Here is a 26327-nt window from a genome sequence, read left to right as displayed (position 1 = left end):
CAATCGCTACACTCCGAGGGTCTGCTGGTAACCCCCGATCTTCCCGATAAGCCGACCCCTGCTTCATCGCATCGCCCGTCATCGGCCGCCCGTTGATCCGGTCCGCTCGCTGCCTTGCGCAAACGCTTCGCGCCGTTCGATCTCCCCATCGAGCTGCGCCGCCAGTTCGGCGCTGACCTCCACCATCGGCAGGCGGAGTTCGGCGCGCGCGATCAGGCCGGTGCGCGCCAGCCAATATTTCGCGGCCGCCGGGCTCGGCTCGGCGAACAAAAGCCTGGTCAGATCGGCAACGCTCTGCCAGTGCGTCAGCGCGGCGTCACGGTTGCCCTCCTTCAGCAGCGTGCGGATCGCCGCGAAGGTTTCAGTCTCGAAATGCGCCGACAGCAGGATGGCGCCATCGGCGCCGTCGGTCAGCGCGTCGTAATATTGCGCGTCCTCGCCGGTCAGAACCCGAAACCCGGCCGGCCGCCGGCGCAACAGGTCGATGGTCTGCGCGCGGTCGGCGCCGCAATCCTTCAGGCCGACGATGTTCGGATGTTCGGCAAGCCGCAGCAGCGTGTCGTTGGTCAGATTGACCGCGCAGCGGTAGGGAATGTTGTAGAGCACGATCGGCCATGAGGCGTGGTCTGCCAGCGCGCTGAAATGCTGCGTGAGGCCGCGTTGCGAGGGTCGCGAATAATACGGGCTTGAGATCAGGTAGCCGTCGATCGGCCAGGCCGCCGTCTCGTCCAGCGTGTCCTGCATCTTCCTGGTATCGCTGCCCGATAATCCCAGAACGATCGGCAAATACCGCTTGCGCCCGGCACTCTCGGCTCGTGTCAGCGTCACGATCCGCTCAAGCTCGGTCGGGCTCAGCGTCAGGCCTTCCCCCGAGGTCGCCGCGAGGATCAACCCGTCGACGGGCAGGGCGGCGTAGTGCCGCACCAGCCGCCGCAGCGACGCCTCATCGATGGCGCCATCGCGAAACGGCGTCACCAGCGGCAGCCAGAGGCCATGCAGCAAAGACCTGAGGCCACTAGATCCGATGTCAGTCATGGTTTCATCTCCTTGGGGTGAGCCGGAGACGGAGCCATAAAAAAACCCCGTCCAGACGGCGGGGTTTTGGCAGGTCGGATTGGGCGAGAAGTCTATCGCGCGCGCCGATCTGGAGCCCCCGGATGGGGCGCTTTTTTCGACAGCGCTGCGGTGCACGAATTCGTGATCATGCGGCGATGATGATGGCCGATGCGGATTCTGTCAACGGGTGGCAATCGCACCGCAGCGCAACCGCACTGCAGCACACTGCAATATCAGGGCATACAGCGCAAAAAAAAGCCGGACTCGCGAGAGTCCGGCTTAAGGTATTGGCCACGTGAGGCCGACACAATCACCTTCCAAGAGGGATTACTGAACACCCGCGCCACTGGAGGAGGGGGACAAATGTGCAACGTGAATGCTCAGCGTCCGAACATTATGGTCCGTGTTAGTGCTGTGCGGCAACCGTTCACTCCGCATGTCAGACATGCGGAGATCGCGGGCTTATCGAGCGATAATTAAGACGGCCAGCGCTGCGCCTTGCTGACCACGAAGTCGCGGAACACCTGCACCCGCGCCACCGTCTTCAACTCTTCGGGATAGACGAAGTAGGTATCGAGCTGGATCGAATCGGATTCGCCGAACAGCTGGACCAGGCGGTTGTTTTCCTCGACCAGATAGTCCGGCAGCGCCGCGATGCCCAGTCCCTGCTGGCACGCGCGCACCAGGCCCAGGATGTTGTTGACCTTGAAATAGGCCTCGCGCGGACCGGTGCCGTTGCGGCCGGCCTCGATCAGCCAGTTGCGGTTCTGCAGATGCGGCGCGACCTGTCCGTCCGAGAGCGTGATGATGCGATGCGCGTCGAGTTCGTCGAGGGTGCGCGGCGTCCCGAAGCGCTTGATGTATTCCGGCGAGCAATAGGCGTGGAAGCCCATCGCGAACAGCTTGCGCTGGATCAGGTCGGGCTGGGTCGGCTTGCGGGTGCGGATCGCGACGTCGGCCTCGCGCATCGAGAGGTCGAGTTCCTCGTCGGTGACGATCAGCGAAATCCTGATCTCCGGATAAAGCGCGGTGAACTCGCCCAGTCGCGGGATCAGCCAGTTGATGCCGACGCCGGGCGTAGTCGTGATCTTGAGGTCGCCGCTCGGCCGCTCGCGGCTGTCGGTGAGTTTGGCGCGCGCGGCTTGAAGTTGCATGAACACGTCATGCGCGGTGCGGAACAACAGGTCGCCCTGCTCGGTGAGAATGAGGCCGCGGGCATGACGGTGAAACAGCGATACCGAGAGCTCCTGCTCCAGCGCGCTGACCTGGCGGGAAACCGCCGACTGCGACAGGCCGAGCTGCTCGCCGGCATGCGTGAAGCTGCCCGCTTCGGCCGCTGCGTGAAACACCTTCAGCTTGTCCCAGTCCATATCGGTAAATCCGTCGCGGGTTCGAGGCATGATTATTCCGCCGCCGCGCGGTCGCTGGCGCGCAGTGCGAGAAAGCGTTCGGCTTCGAGCGCGGCCATGCAGCCAAGGCCCGCGGCGGTGACCGCCTGCCGGTAGGTTTCGTCGGCGACATCGCCGGCGGCGAACACGCCGGGCACCGAGGTCGCGGTCGAGTTCGGCGCCACCTCGACATAGCCCGACGGCTTCAGCTTGATCTGGCCCTGCACCAGCTCGGTCGCCGGCGCGTGGCCGATCGCGATGAAGACGCCATCAGCCGGCAGTTCGGTCAGGGTGCCGGTTTTGACGTTCTTCAACCGGACATGGGTGACCTTGCCGGGGTTTTCGGTGCCGCAGATTTCGTCGATCGCGCTGTCCCAGACCACCTTGATCTTGGGATGCTTGAACAGGCGTTCCTGCAGGATGCGCTCGGCGCGGAAGTGATCGCGGCGGTGCACGATGGTCACCTGCGAGGCGAAGTTAGTGAGAAACAGCGCTTCCTCGACCGCGGTGTTGCCGCCGCCGACCACCATGACTTCCTTGCCGCGATAGAAAAATCCGTCGCAGGTGGCGCAGGCCGACACGCCAAAGCCCTTGAATTTCTCTTCCGACGCGGTGCCGAGCCAGCGCGCCTGGGCGCCGGTGGCGAGAATGACGGTTTCGGCGAGATAGACGTCGCCGCTGTCGCAGCTCAGCCGGAACGGCCGCTGCGTCAGATCGAGTTTGGTGACGAGATCGGTGACGATCTTGGTGCCGACATGGGCGGCCTGCTTCTCCATCTGCTCCATCAGCCACGGGCCCTGGATCACGTCGGCGAAGCCCGGATAGTTCTCGACGTCGGTGGTGATGGTGAGCTGGCCGCCGGGCTGGATGCCCTGAATCAGCACCGGTTCCAGCATCGCGCGCGCGGCGTAGATCGCGGCGGTGTAACCTGCCGGCCCGGAACCGATGATGACGACCTTCGCGTGAATAGGGGCAGGCATGCGGTAGATCCCTTTCTGAAGGGAATTTGATCAGTGCTTGAGCGGAGGGCGCCCGGAAAGGCATCGCGGAGGCGCCGAAAGTGTCAATTGCAAGTCTAAGGCATCTGGCGAGCTATGCAAGAATTGCAATCCAAATCAGCAAAATTTCCCGTGAGCGGGATCTGAGCGGGATAAATGGCGCAGCGCACGCGCAATAAAATTGCGCAACTTGCCTCAGCTGGGCTAAGAGTGTTGCCGTTATTCCCCGCCGGCCTTCTCAGCCCAGGAAATTGATAGGATCTGGACCCGCGTGTCGAAGAATCTGGACGAAATCGACCTTAGAATTCTCAGCGAAATCCAGGCCGATGGCCGAATCACCAACGTGGAACTGGCCAAACGCGTCGGTATTTCCCCGCCGCCCTGCCTGCGCCGGGTCCGGACGCTGGAAGAGGCCGGCTATATCCAGGGTTACCGCGGGCTCTTGGATCCGCGGCGGCTCGGGTTTGACGTCACCGTGTTCGCCTCGGTGCATCTGTCCAGCCAGGCCGACGCTGATTTGCGCGCCTTCGAGGATTTCGTGCGCGGCGAGCCCTTGGTGCGCGAATGCTGGATGCTGTCGGGCGAGGTTGATTTCATCCTGAAATGCGTGGCGCCCGACATGGCGACGTTTCAGGATTTCGTCACCCATCTGACCGCGGCGCCGCATGTCCGCAATGTCAGGACGTCGCTGGTGCTGCACAATTCCAAATACGAGGCCGCGGTGCCGCTGGAATTGAAAGTGCCGGGGTAGCGCGGTCGTATCTCGTCGTCATTCCGGGGCGCGTCGAAGACGCGAACCTCAGATGCGCAATTGCGCATCGGGGAATCTCGAGATTCCGGGTTCGATGCTTTCGCATCGCCCCGGAATGACGAGTGATCTTCTCAATCCTTCTTCCCCATCATCGCATCAACGCTGTACGGCCCGCCGCCTGACGTCGCCAGATAGAGGCAGGCAAAGCAGAACAGGATCGCTGCGGTGCCGTTGTTGAGCAGCGGAAAAAAGCCGCGCGGAAAATGTGCGATGAAATAGGCAAACGCCATTTCACCCGCCAGGATGAAGGCCACGATCCGCGAAAACAGGCCGATCATCAGCAATCCGCCCAGTACCAGTTCGAGCGTGCCGGCGGCGCCGATCAGCGAGAACAGCTCGACTTTCTCGAACTGCGGCACGACAGGGAATTTCAATATCTTGGCGACGCCGTACTGAAACAGCAGCAACCCGGTGATGAAACGAAACAGGCTCAAGGCTATCGGTTGAAATCTGGCAAAGGTCTGGTCCACGTCGTCCCCCTGTTGGATAGGTCAATCCCGCATCTTCGCAGCGCCGGCGACGTTGTCGAGCAACGAAACACGACGCCACCAAAAATATTCTGCGGTGGAAAACCGCTACATGCGTTCGCAGCGCAGCAGAAAAACCGCGCCACCGGGCGCGGTTTTTTGAATGTCATGTCTTGTTGAATACAGTGTCTTGTTGAGTACAGTGTCTTGGCTTTTCAGTTCGAAGGCAGTTCGCTGTAATCAGCGAAACTCGACCTTGGTGATCTCATAGGCCTTGGCGCCGCCGGGGGCGACGACCTCGACGGAGGTGCCTTTTTTCTTGCCGATCAGCGCGCGCGCCAGCGGCGAGGTGATGGAGATGCGGCCCTTCTTGGCATCGGCTTCCGGTTCGCCGACGATCTGCCACACCGCTTTCTTGTCGGTATCCTCGTCGACCAGCGTCACGGTCGCGCCGAACATCACGGTGTCGCCGGAGAGCTTGCTGATGTCGATAATGTCGGCGCGCGCCAGCTTGTCTTCCAGCTCGGCGATGCGGCCTTCATTGTGCGACTGCTCTTCCTTGGCGGCGTGATACTCCGCATTCTCCGAAAGGTCGCCATGCGAGCGCGCCTCGGCAATATGCTCAATGATGCGCGGACGGTCCTCGGACTGGCGCTTTTTCAACTCGACCTCAAGGGCGGCATAGCCGCCAGCGGTCATCGGAACCTTTTCCATCATCGCTTTTCGTCCTTCAACTTCATGCGGACCAATCCGCGGCACGCACAAACGCCGAAACAGAATGCCCTCATGACTGGCAAGTTCCGGTCACGAGGGCTTCATTGCCGATCGATTGCCGGGCATGGCGCCCGGCCCAGGGATCAGGTTTCGGAAAAATAACTCTGCAGGGTGCGGACCTCAAGGTCCCCGCCCAGATAGGCGCGGATGCCCTGCGCGGCCGCCACGGCCCCTGAAAGAGTGGTGTAATATGGCACTTTATGCAAGAGGGCAGCGCGGCGCAATGAGCGGCTGTCGGCCATCGCCTGCGGGCCTTCGGTGGTGTTGAAGACCAGCTGAATGTCGCCGTTCATGATGGCGTCGACGATATGCGGCCGTCCTTCCAGCACCTTGTTCACTTTTTCGGTGGGCACCCCGTGATCGGTGAGGAAGCGCTGCGTGCCCGACGTCGCCATCACCTTGAAGCCAAGCGAGGATAGCAGCCGTACCGCATCGACGATGCGGGTCTTGTCGGTGTCGCGGACCGAGACGAATACCGTGCCCTTGCGCGGCACGCGGGTGCCGCCGCCGAGTTGGCTCTTGGCAAAGGCCACTTCGAACGAGCGGTCGATGCCCATCACCTCGCCGGTCGATCGCATCTCCGGGCCGAGCACGGTGTCGACGCCGGGGAAACGGGCGAACGGAAATACCGATTCCTTGACGCCGACGTGATCGAGCTTGCGCTTCTTCAGCTTGAAGTCCACGAGCTTCTCGCCGGCCATCAGCCGGGCGGCGATCTTCGCCACCGGAATGCCCATCACCTTGGCGACGAACGGCACCGTGCGCGACGCCCGCGGATTGACCTCGAGCACGTAGATGTCGCCGTCCTTGATGGCGTATTGCACGTTCATCAATCCGACCACGTCGAGGCCGAGCGCGAGTTCGCGGGTCTGGCGCTCGAGTTCGGCGATCATCGCCGCGTCGAGCGAATGCGGCGGCAGCGAGCAGGCCGAGTCGCCGGAATGGATGCCGGCTTCCTCGATATGCTCCATGATGCCGACGATGAAGGTGTCCTTGCCGTCGCACAGGCAGTCGACGTCGATCTCGATGGCGTCGGACAGATAGCGGTCGAACAACAAAGGATTGGTGCCGAGCACGGTATTGATCTGCCCGGTCTTGTCGTTGGGATAGCGCGCCTTGACGTCGCCCGGCACCAGCTCCGGCAAGGTGCCGAGCAAATAGTCGCCGAGCTGGTTGTCCTCGCGGATGATCTGCATCGCGCGGCCGCCGAGCACATAGGACGGGCGCACCACCAGCGGCAGGCCGAGGTCGGCGGCTACCAGCCGCGCCTGCTCGACCGAATAGGCGATGCCGTTCTTGGGCTGTTTCAGCCGCAGCTTGTCGAGCACGCGCTTGAAGCGGTCGCGGTCTTCGGCCAGATCGATCGCATCGGGCGAGGTGCCGAGGATCGGTACGTCGGCGGCTTCCAGCGCGTGGGCGAGCTTGAGCGGGGTCTGGCCGCCGAACTGCACGATCACGCCGTGCAGCGTGCCGTTCTTCTTTTCGGTGGCGATGATTTCAAGCACGTCTTCGGCGGTCAGCGGCTCGAAGTACAAGCGGTCGGCGGTGTCGTAATCGGTCGACACCGTTTCGGGATTGCAGTTGATCATGATGGTCTCGTAGCCGGCGTCGTGCAGCGCGAAGCAGGCATGGCAGCAGCAATAGTCGAACTCGATGCCCTGGCCGATGCGGTTGGGGCCGCCGCCGAGAATGATCACCTTGTTCTTGTCCGACGGCGCGCTTTCGTCCGCGACGACACCCGCGAACGGCGATTCATAGGTCGAATACATGTAGGCGGTGGGCGAGGCGAATTCGGCCGCGCAAGTGTCGATGCGCTTGAACGCCGGACGTACCCCGAGCGCATGGCGCTTTGCCGTCACCTCGGCCTCGGTGGTCTGCGCCAGCACCGCGAGGCGCGCATCGGAGAAGCCCATTGCTTTGAGGCTCCGCATCCCGAACGCGTTCGACGGAAGGCCGTTATGCTTGATCTTGTGCTCCATCTCGACGATGCCGCGCATTTCCGCCAGGAACCACGGATCGATCTTGCAGGAGGTGAAGATCTCGTCATTGCTCCAGCCGAGCCGCATCGCCTGCGCCACCTGCAACAGGCGGTCCGGCGTCGGCGTACCCAGCGCGGCGCGGATCGCGTTCTTGTCGTCGCTGCGCCCTAGGCCCTCGATCTCGATTTCGTCGAGCCCGGTCAGCCCGGTCTCGAGCCCGCGCAAGGCCTTCTGCAGGCTCTCCTGAAAGGTGCGGCCGATCGCCATCACTTCGCCGACCGACTTCATCGAGGTGGTCAGGGTGGAGGAGGCGCCGGGAAACTTCTCGAACGCGAAGCGCGGAATCTTGGTGACGACATAATCGATGGTCGGCTCGAACGAGGCCGGGGTCGCGCCGCCGGTGATGTCGTTGGCGATTTCATCCAGCGTGTAGCCGACCGCGAGCTTGGCGGCGACCTTGGCGATCGGAAAGCCGGTGGCCTTCGACGCCAGCGCCGAGGAGCGCGACACCCGCGGGTTCATCTCGATCACGACCATGCGCCCGTCGGCCGGATTGACGCCGAACTGCACATTGGAGCCGCCGGTCTCGACGCCGATCTCGCGCAGCACCGCCAGCGAGGCGTCGCGCATGATCTGGTATTCCTTGTCGGTCAGCGTCAGCGCCGGCGCCACCGTGATCGAATCGCCGGTATGCACGCCCATCGGATCGAGGTTTTCGATCGAGCAGATGATGATGCAATTGTCTTTCTTGTCGCGCACCACCTCCATCTCGAACTCTTTCCACCCCAGCACCGATTCCTCGATCAGCACTTCGTCGGTGGGTGAGGCGTCGATGCCGCGCTCGACGATCTCGATGAATTCCGCCTTGGTGTAGGCGATGCCGCCGCCGGTGCCGCCCATGGTGAAGGAGGGGCGGATGATCGCGGGCAGGCCGATGTCATCGAGCGCGCGCAGCGCGTCCGGCAGGTTCTTGGTCTGGATCGAGCGCGGCGTTTCCAGCCCAATCCGGGTCATGGCCTGGCGGAAGCGGCCGCGATCCTCGGCCTTGTCGATGGCGTCGGCGGTGGCGCCGATCATCTCGACGTCGAATTTTGCGAGCGTGCCCTGCTTGCGCAGCGACAGCGCGCAGTTCAAGGCAGTCTGTCCGCCCATGGTGGGCAACAGGGCAAAACCGCCCGGGAGAATGTAGCGTTCCTTTTCGATGATCTTGGCGACGATCTCCGGCGTGATCGGTTCGATATAGGTGGCGTCAGCCAGTTCCGGATCGGTCATGATGGTGGCCGGATTGGAATTGACCAGGACGATGCGATAGCCCTCGTCCTTCAGCGTCTTGACCGCCTGGGTGCCGGAATAGTCGAATTCGCAGGCCTGGCCGATCACGATCGGGCCGGCGCCAATGATCAGGATGGTGGAGATGTCGGTTCTTTTGGGCATCAAGTCTCACGGAGAGGAAATTGGGCACAAAAAAAGGGCGCGCCTACCGCGCGTCCCCTGAGCCATAGCGCCAGGTTGCCCTTGCGCGCGGGTGGTCTTTAGACCAGATTCCGCAACCGCGAAAGGGGCTTAAAGGCTCCATCAACCGGCATTTTGCCCGCCTTCGCTCTGCGAGCTACGGCGCGGCAAGCCCGGCAAGTCCGCTAAGCCGGAGAATTGGCTGGTCTGCCGAACTGAAAAGGTGGCTGGCTCGCCGAGCCGAAGCTGGCGTAGCCAGCGAAGGCTGGAGGCCCGGCCTGGATTTGAACCAGGATAAAGAGCAATGCATTGCTCCCGCGTCGACGCTTTCCGCCACCGGGCCGATCCGATCATCGCCGATCCCGCGCTGGCGGGCCATGGTTGACGTGCGTTAACGCTAACGGCGGGGACCAGTCAGACTAGAACGCGTGCCGCGCGACAAATGTCATCCGCCACGGATTGTGCCCGATATTGAAATGGGCGCGCGAGGCGGTAAATCCGCATGCCGCGAGTTTGGCGATCATCTCGGCTTCGCTGTAGCGCTGCAGGCCGACGCGCGCGCGCAGTTGCCGGTAATCCGACAGCGCGGTGGAGACCAGCCCGATCAGCGCGTCCCGCAGAAAACCGTGGGTCAGCGCGAAGCGTAACAGCGCCACGACGTCCCTGATCATGCCGACTTCCGGACGCAGGATATCGCCCACAATCAGCCGGCCGCCGGGCTTCAGCAGTCGCCGGATCACCACAAAGGCGGAATCCAGTTCGGCCGGCGTCATATATTGCGCCACCGAATTCATGACCGCGAGATCGACCGATTTCTCCGCCATTTTCCGCAGATCTTCCAGCGAGCGCACCCTGATTTTGGTGTTCGGGGCAAAGCGCGCGATCAGCCGGCCGCGCACCCCCGGCGCGGGCTCGGCCAAATACAGCGTGCCGCAGGCCTCCGCCACCTTGGTCGCCGACAGCGCTTCGCCGCAGGCATAATCGAGCACCACGGCGTCGGGTGAGGAAATGTAGCCGATGATATCCTTGGCGATCAGCTGAAAATGCAGGTCGCGATGCAGCCGGCTCGCGTAAATGGTGTGGGTGGAATCGTAATAGTCGATCCAGTCGTCCATGGTTTCAGGCGTCCGGTAAAACAGGGTTCCGGGGAGCGGAACCGGTGCGCGCATGATGCGTTAGATGGTCCGGCGAGCCGTGTCCATTGCCGTCAACGTCTGGTTTCCTAACAGGAAGGTGCACCGTGAGCAAAGCCAAGTCCGAGAAGGTCTCCCGCGACCTCGATACCCCGACCGATCTGCCGCCGGCGGCGGTGGAAAAGATTTCGACGTCGCTCAACACGCTGTTGGCCGACGCCTTCGCGCTTTATGTGAAGACCAAGAATTTTCACTGGCATGTCAGCGGCCGGCACTTCCGCGACTATCATCTGATGCTCGACCAGCAGTCCGAGGCGATTTTCGCGACCACCGATCAACTGGCCGAACGCGTGCGCAAGCTCGGCGGCAACACGCTGCGCTCGATCGGGCAGATCGGGAAACTGCAGACCATTCAGGACAATAACGAGAGCTACGTGCCGCCGCGCGAAATGCTGCGCGAGTTGATGGAAGACAACAAGCACATGGCGGCCGCGATGCGAAAAGCCCACAAGCTCGCCGACGACCACGAGGATTCCGGCACCGCCGGCTTGCTCGAAACCTTCATCGACGAAACCGAGCGCCGCACCTGGTTCCTGTTCGAGGCCAGCCGCCAGGAAGGCGCCAACGAGGCGTAGCGCCAATCGAAGTAAATCGTAGGGTGGGCAAAGGCGCCCTTCGCGCCGTGCCCACCATTTGTCCCGTGAAGCAAGATGGTGGGCACGCTTACGCTTTGCCCACCCTACGTTTCCGCGTCACATCCCCTTCGGTATGTCGGTGGGAAGCTCGAACACCAGACAGGTCGTGGTGGCGTGTGCCAGCAGGCGGCCCTTGGCGTCGGTGGCGGCGCGGCGGCCGACATTGAGGGTGCGGCCTTCGGAGCGCACCGGGCCAGTATCCTCGGTCATGCCGCGGATAAAGCTGATCTTGAATTCGAGTGTGGTGTAGCCGGTGCCGGCCGGCAGCATCGAATGCACCGCGAGCCCCATCGCGGAATCCAGCAATGCCGCGGCATAGCTGCCGTGCACCGAGCCGATCGGATTGTAATGCCGGAAGCCGGGAATGCTGTGGAACGTGATGACGCCCGGTTCGGCCGTGGAGTCAAAGGGTTCGATGGTCTGCATGATCGGCGGCGTCGGCAATTTGCCCGCGAAGATGGCGCGGACGAAATCGATGCCCGGCATTGCAGCCATGATGTGCGTGGGCGTCACGCCGTATTCGACCTTGGGGGCGGAGGTGTCGTGCATAAGCGGATCCGAAGCTAGGTTTCGATGATGGTCGTCATAGCATGGTTATACCGATGCTTTCGACACATAACACATCGTCATGCCCGGACTTGATCCGGGCATCCATCACCCTTCAGAAAGATGGATTGCCGGGTCAAGCCCGGCAATGACGAGGGGCGGCGGGCTGCGCAACATCCGGGCAACGCCGGAGACCTTACGCGCTCTTGTTCGCCCGCATCAGATCGGCAAACCGCTTGAACAGATAATGCGAGTCGCGCGGGCCGGGCGAGGCTTCCGGGTGATACTGCACCGAGAATACCGGCTTGCCCTCGAGCTGGATGCCGCAATTGGAGCCGTCGAACAGCGAGACATGGGTCTGGGTCGCGCCTTTGGGCAGGGTCGTCTGATCCACCGCGAAACCGTGGTTCATCGAGGTGATTTCAACCTTGCCAGTGGTCTCGTCCCGGACCGGATGATTGGCGCCGTGATGGCCCTGATGCATCTTCCTGGTCTTGGCGCCGACCGCGAGGCCCAGCATCTGATGGCCGAGACAAATGCCGAAGGTTGGCGTGCCCGAACTGATCACCTTCTGGATCACCGGCACGGCATATTTGCCGGTCTCGGCGGGATCGCCGGGGCCGTTCGACAGGAATACGCCGTCGGGCTTCAGCGCCAGGATCTCCTCAGCCGAGGTGGTCGCCGGCACCACCGTGATTTTGCAGCCTTCACCGGCGAGCAGGCGCAGGATGTTGCGCTTGATGCCGTAGTCGATGGCGACGACGTTGAATTCGGGCGCGGTCTGGCGGCCGAAACCTTTTTCCCACGCCCATGGCGTCTCGTCCCAGGTGAAGCGCTGGCCTGACGTCACCATCGGGACCAGGTCCATGCCTTCGAGGCCGGGCCATTCGCGGGCTTCTTCCTTCAGCCCGTGCAGATCGAACTCGCCGTCTTGCGCATGCGCGATCACGGCGTTGGGCATGCCCTTGCTGCGGATCAGCGCGGTGAGCGCGCGGGTGTCGATCCCGGAAAGTCCGATGATGCCGCGTGCCTTCAGCCAGGAATCGAGATGCCGCGAGGCGCGGTAGTTCGAGGGGTCGGTAATGCCGGCGCGCAGGATCACGCCGCGCGCGCCCGGCGTCGCCGCCATGTTCACCGTCTCGATATCCTCGTCGTTGGTGCCGACATTGCCGATATGCGGAAAGGTGAAGGTGATGAGCTGTCCGGCATAGGAGGGATCGGTGAGAATCTCCTCATAGCCGGTCATCGCGGTGTTGAAGCAGACTTCGCCGACCGCGTGGCCTTCCGCGCCGAGGCCGAAGCCCTCCAGCACGGTGCCGTCGGCAAGCACGAGGAGCGCGGTCGGTGTGTGATCCGGCCAGGCTGAGGCGTTTTCCGGGGTTGTCATGAACGCATTACATAGTCGTCGCACCGTCACGCGTCAAAGCCGGAAGTGGCGGATTCACATGCGGTTTGCGCCGATTTGACAGGGAACGGCGGGCTTTTAATCTGGGGGCCGTCGCGAAGCGGTGATTTTCGTCAAATTCGCAGGGTCCGGGGGCCGGCCGAGCATGGACAATACGATGCCGATTCTGCTGGTTCCGGGGCTGGTGTCCTCGCCCAGAATCTACGCGCCGGTGATCCCGGCGCTGTGGCGGTTCGGCCCGGTGACGGTGGCCAACCATATCCGCGACGACAATATGGGCGCGATCGCGCGGCGGATCCTGGCCGAGGCGCCACCGCGTTTCGCGCTGGCCGGGCATTCGATGGGCGGCTACATCGCGTTCGAGATCATCCGGCAGGCGCCGGAGCGTGTGGCAAAACTGGCGCTGATCAACACCCAGGCGCGGCCGGATACGCCCGAGGCGACCGCGCGCCGCCGTGGCCAGATCGCCCGCGCGCAAGGAGGCGAGTACCACGCCATCCTCGATGAACTATTCCCGGGTTTCGTGCATCCGTCGCGGCAGGGTGAAGCCGGCTTGCGCCAACTGGTGCACGACATGGGCGACGACATCGGCGTCGCGGCCTTTGTGCGCCAGCAGACCGCCATCATGGGCCGGGCGGATTCGCGCCCCATTATGGCGTGGATCAAGTGCCCGACGCTGGTCTTGACCGGCGACGAGGACAACACCATCCCCAATAGACTGTCGGTCGAGATGGCGCAGGGTATTCCCGGCGCCAGACTCACGATCCTGACCTCGTGCGGTCACCTGCCGCAGGTCGAACAACCGCGGGCGACCGCGGACGCCTTGGTGGAATGGCTGCGGAGCTAGTTGTTTCATGGCCGCGAACGGCCTAGATCAGGAGTTGGATTTTGTGAGGACAACACGATGCTGCGCGACGACATCAATAACGCGGTCAAGGACGCGATGCGGGCCAAGGACGAGCGCAAGCTCTCCACCTTGCGGATGGTCAACTCGACCATCAAGAATGCCGACATCGACGCGCGCGGGCAGGGCAAGCCGCCGCTTAGCGATGGCGACCTGCTCGGCGTGTTCCAGAAGATGATCAAACAGCGCCAGGAATCGGTCGAGCTCTACGACAAGGGCGGCCGCGCCGAACTGGCCGCCCAGGAGCGCGAGGAGATCGCGATCATCTCGGCCTATCTGCCCAAACAGATGTCGGAAGCCGACGTCAAGACCGCGATCTCGGCCGTGATCGCCGAGACCGGCGCCGCCGGGATCAAGGACATGGGCAAGGTGATCGGGGCCTTGAAAGCGAAATATGCCGGGCAGATGGATTTCGGCAAGGCCAGTGGCATGGTGAAGGCGGCGCTGGCGGGGTGAAGCGTAAACGTTGGTCGTCGTCCCCGCGAACGCGGGGACCCATACGCCGTGAAGGCGCGATTTGGATCAGATGTTGAGGCGTTAGGCCCATAACTAAATCCGGTGGTTATGGGTCCCTGCGTTCGCAGGGACGACGCTTCTGAGGTGTGCGAAATTCGAAAGCCGTCGTCATGCTCACCGAAACCACCGACTACAACGCGCTCTACCGCGACTTCCGCTGGGACATTCCGGCGCGCTTCAACATCGCGACCGCGTGCTGCGATCGCCATGCCGATGGCACCGGCCGTCTGGCACTGATCTATCTCGATGAGGATGGCGGCGCGCAGCGCACGTCGTTCGACGCCATCAGCGAGATGTCGCGCCGCTTCGCCAATGTGCTCACGGCCGATGGTCTTGTGCCCGGCGACCGCGTCGCGGTGTTCCTGTCGCAGTCGCTGGAATTGCCGGTCGCGCATCTGGCGGCGTTGCGCGCCGGCATGATATCGATCCCGCTGTTTGCGCTGTTCGGGGAGGACGCGCTGGAGTTTCGACTGTCGAATTCCGGCGCCCGGGCCATCGTCACCGACGCGACCGGATGGGAGAAGCTCGCGAAAATCCGTGACCGGCTGCCGGATCTTGCCAGCATCTACGTCATCGGCGAGCGCGCGCCTGATGGCACCAGGCCGTTCTGGTCGTCGCTGAAGGCGGCGTCGGCGGAGTTCACGACGATCGACACCGCGGCCGACGACCCCACGATGATCATCTACACCTCCGGTACCACGGGAAATCCCAAGGGCGCGCTGCACGCCCATCGCGTCGTGCTCGGCCATCTGCCGAACGTCGAGATGTGTCACGATTTCCTGCCCAAGCCCGGCGACCTGATGTGGACGCCGGCCGACTGGGCCTGGATCGGCGGGCTCATCAACGCGCTGTTCGCGAGCTGGTATCACGGCGTGCCGATCGTCGGCCATCGGGCGCGCAAATTCGAGCCGCAGGCCGCGATGCAGATGATGGCCGACCATGCCGTGCGCAACGTGTTCCTGCCGCCGACGGCGCTGAAGCTGATGCGGCAGGCTGACGTCAGCCATCCCGGCGTCAAATTGCGCAGCATCTTCACCGGCGGCGAATCGCTGGGCGGTGAACTGCTCGACTGGGTGCGCGCGACCTTCGGCATCGATGCCCACGAAGTCTATGGCCAGACCGAATGCAATCTGGTGATCGGCAGCAACGAAAAATTGTTTCCGATCCGGCCGGGCTCGATGGGCAAGGCGACGCCCGGATTCGATGTGCGTATTGTCGACGAGCAGGGCCGCGAATTGCCGCGCGGCCAGCGCGGCATCATCGGCGTGCGCCAGCCCAACCCGTGCGCCATGCTCGAATACTGGCGCAATCCGGAGGCGACCGCGAAAAAATACGCCGGGGGATTCCTGCTGACCGGCGATCTCGGGGTCCAGGATGAGGACGGCTATTTCTGGTATGTCAGCCGCGAGGACGACGTGATCACCACCGCCGGCTACCGCGTCGGGCCTTCGGAAATCGAGCACACGCTGATGAAGCACCCCGCGGTGGCGATGTCGGCGGTGGTCGGGATTCCCGATCCAATCCGCACCGAATCGATCAAGGCCTGGATCGTGCTGCGGCCGGGTTTTGCGCCCGGTGACGCACTGGCGCGCGAGATCCAGGATTTCGTCAAGGTGCAACTCGCCGCCCATGAATATCCGCGCTTTGTGCAGTTCACCGAGACGCTGCCGATGACGGCGACGGGAAAAGTGCTGCGGCGGGAGTTGCGGCAGTTGGGGTAGTAAATGACGATGGTCGATGCATAAGCTCGGTCGATGCATCAGCTCGGTCGTCATACCCCGCGAAAGCGGGGTATCCAGTACGCTGCGGCTTCTCGATTTATCACGACTGCTCTGGAATACTGGATCACCCGCTTTCGCGGGTGATGACAGTCAGCGGGTGACGGCGACTTCCCTCCATCGTCGTCCCGGCGTTTGCCGGGACGACATCGATTGTGATTGACGACGTCGCCTAACTCACGGCGTCGCGATGCCCGGTTGCTTCAGCGCTGCCGCGCCGGAATACCCGATCGATCTAGCTTGCCTTGCTCCAGTGCTGCCGCGTCATCGGCAGCGAGGCGCCGGTTTCGAGCAGCGTTTTCAGGCTGGACAGGATAGCCGGCCAACCGGAGCTGATCCTGCGCAGCATCTCCGGGCCGAGATCCGTGTGGGTCACCGTCAGGCGCGCTGAGCCCTTGAACTCCTCGATATCGAAGCTGACGCGGGAGACGGCGTCAGGGGAAGTGTCATTCGGATGCTTCCATGTCAGCACCAGCCTGCGCGGCGGATCGCTTTCCACCACGGTGCCGGCGACAGCGACATCGGTCGCATCATCATAGTTCTCATGACGCCATTCCGATCCGGTCTTCCAGTCCGACTGGTTGCGGCGGCGGCCCCAGAATTCCTTGGTCATCTCCGGGTCTTTCAAGGCGTCCCAGACGTTCTGCACCGGAGACTGAATGTAGATGACATAGACGAATTCCGGTTTACTCATCGCGTTTCTCCAGTTGCCGTTTCAATTCACCGAGCGCGGCGAGCTTGCCGCGCTCGAATTTCTTGATCCACCGCTCGCCGATCTGGTGGATCGGCACCGGGTTGAGATAGTGCAGCTTCTCGCGGCCATGCCTGAACGTGGTGACGAGGTTGGCGGCCTCGAGAATCGCAAGGTGCTTGGTCACGGCCTGCCGGGTCATGGCGAGGCCGTCGCAGAGATCGTTCAGGGTCTGTCCGTTCTTGATGTGAAGCCGGTCGAGCAGTGACCGTCGCGATGCATCGGCCAGCGCTTTGAAGACTTCATCCATCGCAGGATCCATGGCAGGCATAATAGGCAACCTAATGGTTGCATGTCAAGATGGTGTTTTGGCGCGTCGTTTTGCTGTGCTAGCGTCGCCTCCGACCAACGAAGATTGGTTTTGAAAACCTGGGTGGAAAAAACATGACCGGTCGTCTCAAACTGGCAAACTCTCTCTCGGTAAAGCTCTCATTCTTTTTCTCGGCAATTTGCTCTCTCCCGGTAGTTTGGATCACGTGCGGCTCTACTGCCTATGCGCAGAGCCAGGTGATAACGAGCCAGGTGATCGGGGCTCCGCCCGAAGCCTCCAACATGAAACTGGTCGGAGCCAACGACCTGCAGGCGCGCAGCGCCTATCAGCCCACCATCCATCATCAGGGCGATCGCTGGATCGCCTATGTCGGCCATCACGGCGGCACCGACGAGATTCCCGATCCGGTCAATCCGCTGACCGGCAAGGCCGAACCGAACGGCACCTCGATCGTCGACGTCACCGATCCCGCGCATCCGAAATACCTGCACCACATTCCCGGTCAGGAGGGAAAATACGAGGGCGGCGGCGCGCAGATGGTCCGCGTCTGCGACGGCAAGCAATTGCCCAAGGGTGATCCCAACGCGGTTTACATGCTGCGCACCTTCGGCAGCGAGGCGCATGAAATCTGGAATACCGCCGATCCCGCCAATCCGGTTCTGATCACCCGGATCGGTGGCCTCAAGGACACGCACAAGAACTGGTGGGAATGCGAGACTGGCATTGCCTTTCTGGTATCGGGCGCGCCCGACTGGCGCACGCGCCGCATGACCATGATCTACGACCTCAGCGATCCCGCGCATCCCCAGAAGATCAGGGATTTCGGGCTGCCCGGCCAGGAGCCGGGCGCGACCGGCGCGGTGCCGACCGAGGTGCACGGGCCGATCTCGGCCGGCCCGCAGGGCAACCGCGTCTATTTCGGCTACGGCACCGACAAGGGCGGCTTCCTGCAGATCGTCGATCGCGACAAGCTGCTCAACGGCCCGAAGGAGCCGACGGCGGAGAATCTTCGGCTGCCGGAAATCTCCCGGATGCCGATGTCCGCCTTCAACGGCGCCCACACCACTTTTCCAATGTTGAAAATGCCGATCGCGGAATTCGCCAAGGACAAGGACGGCAAGAGCCGCGACATCGTCATGATCGTCGACGAGGAGATCGTCAACGAATGCGCCGAGCCGCGGCAGATGGTCTGGTTCGCCGACGTCACCACCGAGACCCGTCCGATGATGATCTCGAGCTTCACGGTGCCGGAAGCCTCGGGCGCGTTCTGCGAACGGGGCGGGCGGTTCGGCTCGCATTCCTCCAACGAGAGCATGGCGCCGGTCTACTACAAGAAGATGGCGTTCATCTCCTTCTTCAATGCCGGCGTGCGCGCGCTCGACATTCGCGATCCCTATCACCCGACCGAAGTCGGCTATTTCATCCCCGCGATCACGGCGGCGACCGACAAGCGCTGCGTCAAGATCGACGGCAAGGATCGCTGCAAGGTCGCGATCCAGACCAACAATGTCGAGACCGATGAGCGCGGCTATATCTATATCGTCGATCGCGCCAATACCGGCCTGCATATTCTGGAACTGACCGGGCCGGCGCGCGCCGTGGCCGGCCTGCCATGACGGGGTGAACTATTAGATGCGCCGATCGCTGTTGACCGCATTGGCCGTCGCGATTTGCACGGCGTCGGGTGTCGCCGGCTATCAGCATGTCCGATCCGGTGAGGGCGGCTGGCACGAAATCGCCTGGCCGTTTCCGCGCGATGGATGGCCGGCCGGGCGTGCCTTCCATTGCGACACGGCCGCGTGTGGCGACGGCGTCGAGGTCTATGTGCGGCCCAAAATCGGTTTCTGCAGCAATTGCGACACCGGCGTCGCCGATGATGACGAGGTCGACCGCGTGGCCGATCTCGATCTGATGAGCGAACGTTTCGCGCCGCTGGCGCCGGGCCAACTGATCGAGGTGGCCGACATGCACGGACGCCTGCGCAGCTATGATTTGCGGATGCAGGACGGCTCCAGGCACACCGCGGTCGGCATCGCGGTGTCGCGGCACTGCGATCTCCTGGTCGCGGTCGCGCACGGCCGTGGTGCCGCGTCAGGCGTCCAGCGCGCGGCGCTGGAGTTTCTGAAGTCGCGCGAGATGTCACGCTGGATGACGCTGGCGGTGGACGGAGGTTGATCATGTCCCTTCAGCTCTATCTCGCTTTCGTCGCCGCCTGCGTCGCGCTCGCGCTCCTGCCGGGGCCGTTCGTCACGCTGGTGATCGCCAATGGCCTGCGCCACGGCACCCGCGCGGCGCTGATCAATATCGCCGGCGCGCAACTCGGCCTCGCGATCGTGATCGGCATCGTCGCGATCGGGCTGACCACGCTGATGGCCACCATGGGCTACTGGTTCGATTGGGTGCGGTTCGCCGGTGCGGCCTATCTGGTCTGGCTCGGCATCAGGCTGATCCGCGCGCCGGTTGCGGGCGTCAGTGCCGAGGCGCCATCGCCGCACCCGCGCGGTGGTTTTTTCCTGCAGGGTCTTCTGGTGACACTGTCCAATCCCAAGGTGCTGGTGTTCTTCGGCGCGTTCATTCCCCAATTCATGGACATGAGCCAGGATCATGTCTCGCAGGTGGCGCTGCTCGGCGTCACCTTCATGATGACGGGCGCGATCACTGATACAATCTATGCGGTGCTGGCCGGCCGCGCGCGGCGGTTCTTCTCGGCGCGGCGCACGCGGCTGTTGTCGCGCGTCTCCGGCGGCTTCATGATCGGCGGCGGCCTCTGGCTGGCGCTGACGCGGGCGCGGTGAGTTAAACCAGCCCCTGCGCGCGCAGCGTGATCTCGATCTCGCCGAAGATGCGCGCCAATCGATCCGCCCATTCGATCTGGCCGGCGGGCTCGGCGATCAGGTCCTGGCGGATTTCGATGCCGGTGTTCATCAGCCCGCGCGCCTCGCCATGCACGGGGATGGTGTAGTCGGTCTCGTCGCTCACCGCATAGGGTTCGTTGTCACCGACCACGAGCTCGGCCTCGGCGCGCAACTGTTGCAGCAGCAGCGGCGGCAGCCTGGTGTCGCGATGATAGAGCGTGCCGATATGCCAGGGCCGCGCGATTCCGGCATACACCGGCGTGAAGCTGTGCAGCGACACCAGCACGGTTGGAATCGAATCGCGCCGGCGCGCCTCGATCACCTCGGCGATGCGGCGATGATAGGGATCGAACACCGCCGCGCGCCGCGTCTCGGCTACCTCGCGCGTCAGCGCCTCGTTGCCGGGAATGATGGTCGCTTCGCTGATGCGCGGGATCGAGCTCGGCACGCCCGGCGGGCGGTTGCAGTCGATCACCAGCCGCGAGTAGCGCTGCGCGATCAGATGCGCGCCGAGCTGTCGCGACAGCGCGTCGGCGACGCCGGCAATGCCGATATCCCAGGCGATATGCCGCGTCAGCTCGTCGGCCGGCAGCCCGAGATCGCCGAGACGGCGCGGGATCGCGCGGCCGTAATGATCCGAGGTCAGCAGGAACGGCGAACCGGCCGACGCATTATCTTCGTGGACCGGCGGAACATCTTCCGTGTCCAGGAGTAATGCTGTGCCGCCGGCGTTGTCCAAGGCCATTTCCCTAACTGCTGCCTATCGAAGCAGCATGCCGATTTAGAAATAAGCAGTTATCGGTATAGATTAGATTGCCAGAAATCACGATGATTGCCTCGACGATGCCCGTGCTGACGATTCACCACAAGACCGAATATCGCTATGCGCACCCGGTGGCGTTCGGCGAACATCGCATCATGCTGCGCCCGCGTGACGGCCACGATCTGCGCGTGCTGTCGGGCAGCCTCACGATCGTGCCGGAGCCGATGTCGCTGCGCTGGATTCACGACGTGTTCGGCAACAGCGTCGCGATCGCGACCTTCGACGAGCGCGCGCAGACCCTGTCGTTCCTGTCGACCGCGGTGGTCGAGCACCATCCGGCCGAGGAGTTCCAGCCGGCCGCCGACGATCCCGCCTATTTCTATCCGTTCGTCTACAACAAGGACGAGTTTCCCGACCTCGTCCAGTTCATCACGCCGCAATATGGCGATCCCGCCGGCGCGCTGTCGGCGTGGGCGCTGGATTTTCTCGATCCGGAAGGGCCGACCCCGACCTTCCATATTCTCTCCGGCATGACCCACGGCATCCCAAAGCAATTCAGCTATCGCAAGCGGCATGAGCACGGCACCCAGCATCCGCTCGATACGCTGCAGACCAGGTCCGGCACCTGCCGCGACTATGCGCTGTTCATGATCGAGGCGCTGCGGCGGCTCGGCATCGCGGCGCGCTTCGTGTCGGGATATATCTTCATCCCCGGCGACCGTGCCCACAATTATGCCGGCGGCGGCTCGACCCATGCCTGGGTGCAGGTCTATCTGCCGAGCGCCGGCTGGATCGAATTCGATCCCACCAACGGCATTGTCGGCACCCGCGACCTGGTGCGGGTCGCGGTGGCGCGCGATCCGCGCCAGGCGATCCCGCTGCACGGCACCTATCTCGGTTCCGCCGATGCGTTCGTCGGCATGGATGTCAGCATCGACGTTGTTGCGACCAGTGAAGCAGCGAGGGCGTAGTCATGGAAATCAAGGTCGGCTTCGAGATCACCTACGCGGCGGTGCAGCCGACCCCGATGGTGATCATGCTCAGCATTCACCCGTCGCGTTTTTCCGACATCGTCGGCACCGAAAGCATCGTCGCCGAGCCCAATGTGCCGATCGGATTCTACCGCGACAGTTTCGGCAATGTCTGCGGCCGGCTGGTGGCGCCGGCCGGTGGCGTGACCTTGCGCGGCCGCGCGCTGGTGCGCGATTCCGGTCTGCCCGATGTGGTGATGCCCTCGGCGCAGCAGGTGCCGATCGATCAACTGCCGGACGAAGTGCTGATGTACCTGATGGCGAGCCGCTACTGCGAAACCGACAAGCTCACCGATATCGCCTGGTCGCTGTTCGGCACCACCAGACCCGGCTGGGACCGGGTGCTGGCGATCTGCAACTTCGTGCACAACCATGTCACCTTCGGCTACGAACACGCCCATCATATGAAATCCGCCCAGGACGTCTACGAGCAAGGCACCGGTGTGTGCCGTGATTTCGCGCATCTGGCGCTGACCTTCTGCCGCTGCATGAACATCCCGGCGCGCTACTGCACCGGCTATATGGGCGATATCGGCATTCCGCCCGATCCAGCGCCGATGGATTTCTCCGGCTGGTTTCAGGCCTATCTGTCCGGCCAGTGGTACACTTTCGACGCCCGCCACGTTCATCCGCGCATCGGCCGCATCCTGATGGGCACCGGCCGCGACGCCGCCGACGTCGCGCTGACCACGAGCTTTGGACGGATGGATCTGGTGAAGTTCGTCGTCGTCAGCGATGAAGTCGTGGCGGCGTAAAACTCGACTCTTTCGTCATTGCGAGGAGCGAAAGCGACGAAGCAATCCATTCTTTCCTTGTGCCGCTCTATGGATTGCTTCGCTTCGCTCGCAATGACGGTTATAGACAATCCCATGACCTCCGATCGCCTCTTCGTCTACGGCACGCTGATGCGCGGCTTCGATCATCCGATGGCGCAGCTGTTGTCGCGCAGCGCCGATTTCATCGGCGAGGCGCGCTGCCGCGGCCGGCTTTATCGGGTGAAGCATTATCCCGGACTGGTGCTGTCGGACGACGCCAACGACGTCGTGTTCGGCGAACTCTACCGGCTGCGCCAGCCAAATGAATTGCTGCGCGAATTCGACATGTACGAGGCCTGCGGCGAGGGATTTGCCGAGCCGACCGAATATGTCAGGCGGATGCTGCCGGTGACGCTGCGCGACGGCGCCGTGCGCGAGGCCTGGACCTATGTCTACAACTGGCCGGTCGCCCACCTGCCATGGATCGCCTCGGGGCGGTTTCTGGAGGGGTAGGGTACGGCTCAATGCGCGATACGGTCTGCTCCCTCTCCCGCTTGCGGGGGAGGGTTGTGGTGGGGCTCCTCGACCAGCGAGCGCTGACGGTTTGACTCGGTCCCTTAAATCGACGCAACGAGGTCGTCCGCTTACGTGCTAGAATGCTCCGATGAAACACTCGGATTTCAAAATCGGAATTGAGTTCCTTACGGCGACCGGCCGTTGGCGATGCACGGATGTTGGCGCGCGCACGATCGCGGCGATCAGGCTTGATCTCGACCATGATCCCTTCTGGTATAGCGGGCCGCCGTATGCCGTCGTGGAACACGTATTTGACGAGGACGGCATCGAGGGCTGCGAACCGGCACCGCAAGAGCGGATTTTCGACGACAGCGGTAAAGCCAGCTTGGTGACAGTCGATCGCGTTTCTCGAAGGTCCCCGTAGCGAGAGAGCCCCCACCCCGACCCTCCCCCGCAAGCGCGGGAGAGGGGGCAGTCACCGCCCCCTGTGAATAGCCGGGAGAAGCCCAACAATCCTCGTATTTTAGCCGGCCAGCCCTATATCCCTAGTCGGTTGGCCAACACTTGTTAAAGACTCTTCCCCCGACTCAACCGCACAATGACCCATGCGCTTTACGCCCCAATTTCTCGATGAACTGCGCGCCCGGCTTCCGGTTTCGGAAGTCGTGGGCCGGCGCGTCAAGTTGAAGCGGGCGGGGCGGGAGTGGAAGGGGCTGTCGCCGTTCCAGCAGGAGAAATCGCCGTCGTTCACGGTCAACGACCAGAAGGGTTTTTACCACGATTTCTCCTCCGGCAAGCACGGCGACATCATCTCGTTCCTGATGGAGACCGAGGGCGTCGGCTTCACCGAAGCCGTGGAACGTCTGGCCTCGATGGCCGGGGTGCCTCTCCCGGCGGTGACACCCGATGCCGCGCGCCATGAGCAGCGCCGCAAGACGCTGCATGACGTGATGGACCTCGCCGCGAAATTCTTCGCCGACACGCTGGCCTCGCGGGGCGGCGCCAAGGCGCGCGGCTATCTCGCCGATCGCGCGATTTCGCCCGCCACGCAAGTGCAGTTCCGCATCGGCTATGCGCCCGGCGAACGCTTTGCGCTCAAGGAGCATCTGGGCGCGCAGGGCATTCCGGTCGAGGACATGGTCGAAGCGGGATTGCTGATCGCGGGCGACGACATCCCGGTGCCCTATGACCGTTTCCGCGACCGCGTGATGTTTCCGATCAGTGACCTGCGCGGGCGCGTGATCGCGTTCGGCGGCCGCGCGCTGGAGAAGGACCAGCCGGCGAAATATCTCAACTCGCCGGAAACGCCGTTGTTTCACAAGGGCGACAATCTCTACAACCTCGCGCCCGCGCGCCTCGCCACCCACAACGGCGCGCCGCTGGTGGTGGTCGAAGGCTATGTCGACGTCATCGCGATGGTCGGAGTGGGGTTCGCCGCCACCGTGGCGCCGCTCGGAACGGCCTTGACCGAAAACCAGCTCGCGCTGCTGTGGAAGATGGCCGACGAGCCGATACTGTGTTTCGACGGCGACAAGGCCGGGCAGAAGGCGGCCTGGCGCGCCGCTGACCTCGCGCTGCCGCATCTGCTGCCGGGAAAAAGTCTTCGCTTTGCGCTGCTGCCCGAAGGGCAGGACCCCGACGATCTCGCGCGCTCGGGCGGGCGGGCGGCGATCGAGGAAGTGATCGGGGCGGCGCGCGGCCTTGCCGACGTGATCTGGTCGCGCGAGATCGAAGGCGGCACCTATGCGACGCCGGAGCGGCGCGCGGCGCTGGAAAAACGCATCGGCGAACTTTCCAACGGCATCCGCGACGAGGTGGTGCGGCGTTATTATCGCCAGGATCTGGCCAAGCGGCTGCAGCAGACCTTCGCGCCCGAAACCGCGCGGGGCGGCTACCCCTATCGCGGACCCGCAGGCAGCCTCAGTGGCGAATCAGGCCGGCGTTTTGCCCCCCGTGGCTCGTTCACCCCGGGGGCGGCGGGCCGATTCGAGCCCAGATCCGGCCGCTCCCAGGGCTCGGCCGGCAGCCAGACCATCAACCGCGGCCCCTATCAGGCCGCGAGTTCCCAGCTCGCGACCAGCCCCATCATGCGCGGCCAGCGCAGCGCGATGTCGCGTCGGGAGGCGCTGATTCTGCAATCGCTGATCAACCACCCCTGGCTGCTGCACGAGCATCTGGAAGAAGTCGCGGCGCTGGAATTGGCCCACCCCGAGGCGCACAGACTGCGCGCCGGGATCATCGCGGCCTTCGCCCACGACCATCACCAGAGCCCCGAGCCCATCGAGGCCAGCGCGAAGATGCGGGCTGATTTGGCCGCGGGCGGATTTTCGCAGACACTTCAAAGGGTTGAGGGCGCGATCACGACCTCGGCGGTGTGGGGCACGCAAGCCGGCGCGGCGCGGGAGGACGTTCTTTCCACCTGGCACCAGCTGGTATCCTTGCATCGCCAATGGCACTCCTTACTTAGGGAATTGAAGGATGCCGAGCTGGCACTGGGTGACGAGGCCAGCGAGGCCAATCTGGGATGGCTGCGCGACGTCAAGGCGCGGCTGGCGGAAGTGGACGGAACCGAAGCCCTGATTGAGGGTTTTGGAGAGTCATCGGGCCGGTTCCAACGGAGCGTTTGATTAAAAAATGATGCGGACGACGGCCCTCGGAACCGCGAAAAGACTCGCCAAATCCATGGTTTGGCGGCAAAAACAGGGTTAAGCGAAGCTTAAGGGCCTGCGGGTCATAAGCGCAAACCGACAAAATAGATTCGGGGGTGGCGATGGTCTGCGCCGCCCTTTCCGCGTCGTAAGTGATTCAGTAATTCAAGGCGGGCGCGGCGACGTACCCTGCATGAGCGCGTTTCAGGAGCAATGAATGGCCACCAAGGCAAAGACGCTGCAGGTTAAAGACAAGGAAAAAGACGACAAGGCAGCAGACGCCCCGGAGAAGGATTCCGCCGAAGCGCCGTCGCCGTTGCTCGATCTGTCCGATGCCGCCGTCAAGAAGATGATCAAGCAGGCCAAGAAGCGCGGCTTCGTGACCTTCGATCAGCTCAATGAAGTGCTGCCCTCCGACACCACCTCGCCCGAGCAGATTGAAGACATCATGTCGATGCTCTCCGACATGGGCATCAATGTCACCGAGGCCGAGGACGACGCCGAGGAAGACAAGCAGGAAGAAGCCGAGGACGATACCGACAACGAGCTTGTCGAGGTCACGCAGAAGGCCGTCACCGAAGTCAAGAAGTCCGAGCCGGGCGAACGCACCGACGATCCCGTGCGCATGTATCTGCGCGAGATGGGCACGGTGGAATTGCTGTCGCGCGAGGGCGAAATCGCGATTGCCAAGCGCATCGAGGCCGGCCGCGAGGCGATGATCGCGGGGCTCTGCGAAAGCCCGCTCACCTTCCAAGCCATCATTATCTGGCGCGACGAACTCAACGAAGGAAAGATCTTCCTTCGCGACATCATCGATCTCGAGGCCACCTATGCC

26 protein-coding genes and 1 tRNA gene are annotated in these 26327 nt (G+C 63.2%); 14 read left to right on the top strand and 13 right to left on the bottom strand.

What is annotated here, in order from left to right:
• Nucleotides 1–78 precede the first annotated feature (78 nt).
• From dapA to trxB, 3 genes are all read right to left on the bottom strand, one after another.
• The gene (gene dapA / locus ABR948_RS19880) at nt 79–1035 is read right to left on the bottom strand and encodes a 4-hydroxy-tetrahydrodipicolinate synthase (protein WP_428121054.1); all 957 of its coding nucleotides are present in this window, start codon (nt 1033–1035) and stop codon (nt 79–81) included.
• Nucleotides 1036–1532: 497 nt separating this feature from the next.
• Nucleotides 1533–2456, bottom strand: a complete 924-nt coding sequence (locus ABR948_RS19875; RefSeq protein WP_428121051.1) for a LysR family transcriptional regulator — start codon at nt 2454–2456, stop codon at nt 1533–1535.
• Nucleotides 2457–2458: 2 nt separating this feature from the next.
• Complete coding sequence (gene trxB, locus ABR948_RS19870; RefSeq protein WP_428121049.1) at nt 2459–3424, bottom strand: thioredoxin-disulfide reductase; 966 nt, start codon at nt 3422–3424, stop codon at nt 2459–2461.
• Between the two features lie 289 nt (nt 3425–3713).
• On the opposite strand from trxB, the gene ABR948_RS19865 reads away from it, so the two are divergent.
• Complete coding sequence (locus ABR948_RS19865) at nt 3714–4193, top strand: Lrp/AsnC family transcriptional regulator (protein ID WP_428121047.1); 480 nt, start codon at nt 3714–3716, stop codon at nt 4191–4193.
• 131 nt (nt 4194–4324) lie between these two features.
• Here ABR948_RS19865 and ABR948_RS19860 read toward each other — a convergent pair whose 3' ends face one another.
• The 5 genes from ABR948_RS19860 to ABR948_RS19840 form a co-directional block, all read right to left on the bottom strand.
• Entirely contained in the window at nt 4325–4723 is a 399-nt protein-coding gene (locus ABR948_RS19860; RefSeq protein WP_428121044.1) for a DoxX family protein, read from the bottom strand.
• A 237-nt stretch (nt 4724–4960) separates the two neighbouring features.
• The gene (greA, locus tag ABR948_RS19855; protein WP_428121064.1) at nt 4961–5434 is read right to left on the bottom strand and encodes a transcription elongation factor GreA; all 474 of its coding nucleotides are present in this window, start codon (nt 5432–5434) and stop codon (nt 4961–4963) included.
• Between the two features lie 143 nt (nt 5435–5577).
• Entirely contained in the window at nt 5578–8907 is a 3330-nt protein-coding gene (gene carB, locus ABR948_RS19850; protein ID WP_428121041.1) for a carbamoyl-phosphate synthase large subunit, read from the bottom strand.
• A 284-nt stretch (nt 8908–9191) separates the two neighbouring features.
• Nucleotides 9192–9268, bottom strand: a tRNA-Ala gene (locus tag ABR948_RS19845).
• A gap of 76 nt (nt 9269–9344) precedes the next feature.
• The gene (locus ABR948_RS19840; RefSeq protein ID WP_428121061.1) at nt 9345–10040 is read right to left on the bottom strand and encodes a class I SAM-dependent methyltransferase; all 696 of its coding nucleotides are present in this window, start codon (nt 10038–10040) and stop codon (nt 9345–9347) included.
• 125 nt (nt 10041–10165) lie between these two features.
• On the opposite strand from ABR948_RS19840, the gene ABR948_RS19835 reads away from it, so the two are divergent.
• A complete protein-coding gene (locus tag ABR948_RS19835) occupies nt 10166–10693 on the top strand; it encodes a Dps family protein (protein ID WP_428121038.1) in 528 nt (175 codons plus the stop codon).
• A gap of 117 nt (nt 10694–10810) precedes the next feature.
• Here ABR948_RS19835 and ABR948_RS19830 read toward each other — a convergent pair whose 3' ends face one another.
• Both ABR948_RS19830 and carA read right to left on the bottom strand, forming a co-directional pair.
• Nucleotides 10811–11302 carry a PaaI family thioesterase gene (locus ABR948_RS19830; protein WP_428121035.1) on the bottom strand — a complete coding sequence of 164 codons (492 nt, stop codon included), beginning with the start codon at nt 11300–11302 and terminating at the stop codon, nt 10811–10813.
• Nucleotides 11303–11495: 193 nt separating this feature from the next.
• Nucleotides 11496–12686, bottom strand: coding sequence for a glutamine-hydrolyzing carbamoyl-phosphate synthase small subunit (gene carA, locus ABR948_RS19825; protein ID WP_428121033.1), 1191 nt, complete (start codon nt 12684–12686; stop codon nt 11496–11498).
• A gap of 163 nt (nt 12687–12849) precedes the next feature.
• Here carA and ABR948_RS19820 point away from each other — a divergent pair, with 163 nt between their 5' ends.
• From ABR948_RS19820 to ABR948_RS19810, 3 genes are all read left to right on the top strand, one after another.
• Complete coding sequence (locus ABR948_RS19820; protein WP_428121031.1) at nt 12850–13551, top strand: alpha/beta fold hydrolase; 702 nt, start codon at nt 12850–12852, stop codon at nt 13549–13551.
• A 57-nt stretch (nt 13552–13608) separates the two neighbouring features.
• Nucleotides 13609–14064 (top strand): GatB/YqeY domain-containing protein, encoded by a 456-nt coding sequence (locus ABR948_RS19815; RefSeq protein WP_428121029.1) that lies wholly within the window; start codon nt 13609–13611, stop codon nt 14062–14064.
• Nucleotides 14065–14234: 170 nt separating this feature from the next.
• Nucleotides 14235–15845: an acyl-CoA synthetase gene (locus tag ABR948_RS19810; protein ID WP_428121026.1), complete on the top strand. Its 1611-nt coding sequence runs from the start codon at nt 14235–14237 to the stop codon at nt 15843–15845.
• Nucleotides 15846–16137: 292 nt separating this feature from the next.
• On the opposite strand, the gene ABR948_RS19805 is transcribed toward ABR948_RS19810, so the two are convergent.
• Nucleotides 16138–16596, bottom strand: a complete 459-nt coding sequence (locus ABR948_RS19805; RefSeq protein ID WP_428121023.1) for an SRPBCC family protein — start codon at nt 16594–16596, stop codon at nt 16138–16140.
• A complete protein-coding gene (locus ABR948_RS19800) occupies nt 16589–16903 on the bottom strand; it encodes an ArsR/SmtB family transcription factor (RefSeq protein WP_428121020.1) in 315 nt (104 codons plus the stop codon). The genes ABR948_RS19805 and ABR948_RS19800 overlap by 8 nt, the downstream gene beginning before the upstream one ends.
• A 302-nt stretch (nt 16904–17205) precedes the next feature.
• Here ABR948_RS19800 and ABR948_RS19795 point away from each other — a divergent pair, with 302 nt between their 5' ends.
• Genes ABR948_RS19795 through ABR948_RS19785 form a run of 3 tightly spaced genes read left to right on the top strand, consistent with a single transcriptional unit; the run spans nt 17206 to nt 19719 of the window.
• Nucleotides 17206–18540: an LVIVD repeat-containing protein gene (locus tag ABR948_RS19795; protein WP_428121059.1), complete on the top strand. Its 1335-nt coding sequence runs from the start codon at nt 17206–17208 to the stop codon at nt 18538–18540.
• A 16-nt stretch (nt 18541–18556) separates the two neighbouring features.
• Nucleotides 18557–19099 (top strand): hypothetical protein, encoded by a 543-nt coding sequence (locus ABR948_RS19790; RefSeq protein ID WP_428121018.1) that lies wholly within the window; start codon nt 18557–18559, stop codon nt 19097–19099.
• 2 nt (nt 19100–19101) lie between these two features.
• Nucleotides 19102–19719, top strand: coding sequence for a LysE family translocator (locus ABR948_RS19785; protein ID WP_428121016.1), 618 nt, complete (start codon nt 19102–19104; stop codon nt 19717–19719).
• Nucleotide 19720: 1 nt separating this feature from the next.
• Here the strand turns inward: ABR948_RS19785 and ABR948_RS19780 are convergent, their stop codons facing one another.
• Nucleotides 19721–20524 (bottom strand): N-formylglutamate amidohydrolase, encoded by an 804-nt coding sequence (locus tag ABR948_RS19780; RefSeq protein WP_428121014.1) that lies wholly within the window; start codon nt 20522–20524, stop codon nt 19721–19723.
• A 98-nt stretch (nt 20525–20622) separates the two neighbouring features.
• On the opposite strand from ABR948_RS19780, the gene ABR948_RS19775 reads away from it, so the two are divergent.
• From ABR948_RS19775 to ABR948_RS19750, 6 genes are all read left to right on the top strand, one after another.
• A complete protein-coding gene (locus ABR948_RS19775; protein ID WP_428121057.1) occupies nt 20623–21513 on the top strand; it encodes a transglutaminase family protein in 891 nt (296 codons plus the stop codon).
• Nucleotides 21514–21515: 2 nt separating this feature from the next.
• The gene (locus ABR948_RS19770; protein ID WP_428121011.1) at nt 21516–22328 is read left to right on the top strand and encodes a transglutaminase-like domain-containing protein; all 813 of its coding nucleotides are present in this window, start codon (nt 21516–21518) and stop codon (nt 22326–22328) included.
• A 114-nt stretch (nt 22329–22442) separates the two neighbouring features.
• Complete coding sequence (locus ABR948_RS19765; RefSeq protein ID WP_428121009.1) at nt 22443–22841, top strand: gamma-glutamylcyclotransferase family protein; 399 nt, start codon at nt 22443–22445, stop codon at nt 22839–22841.
• 151 nt (nt 22842–22992) lie between these two features.
• On the top strand, nt 22993–23268 hold the full coding sequence (locus ABR948_RS19760) for a hypothetical protein (RefSeq protein ID WP_428121007.1): 276 nt from the start codon (nt 22993–22995) through the stop codon (nt 23266–23268).
• A gap of 181 nt (nt 23269–23449) precedes the next feature.
• A complete protein-coding gene (gene dnaG / locus ABR948_RS19755; RefSeq protein ID WP_428121005.1) occupies nt 23450–25471 on the top strand; it encodes a DNA primase in 2022 nt (673 codons plus the stop codon).
• A gap of 238 nt (nt 25472–25709) precedes the next feature.
• Nucleotides 25710–26327, top strand: a 618-nt coding sequence (locus ABR948_RS19750; RefSeq protein WP_428121002.1) for an RNA polymerase sigma factor region1.1 domain-containing protein, incomplete at its 3' end; no start/stop codon positions are given.

Source organism: Bradyrhizobium sp. (genome assembly GCF_050014615.1).
In the GTDB taxonomy this organism is placed as follows: domain Bacteria; phylum Pseudomonadota; class Alphaproteobacteria; order Rhizobiales; family Xanthobacteraceae; genus Bradyrhizobium.
This window is presented reverse-complemented; position numbering and strand designations above follow the sequence as displayed.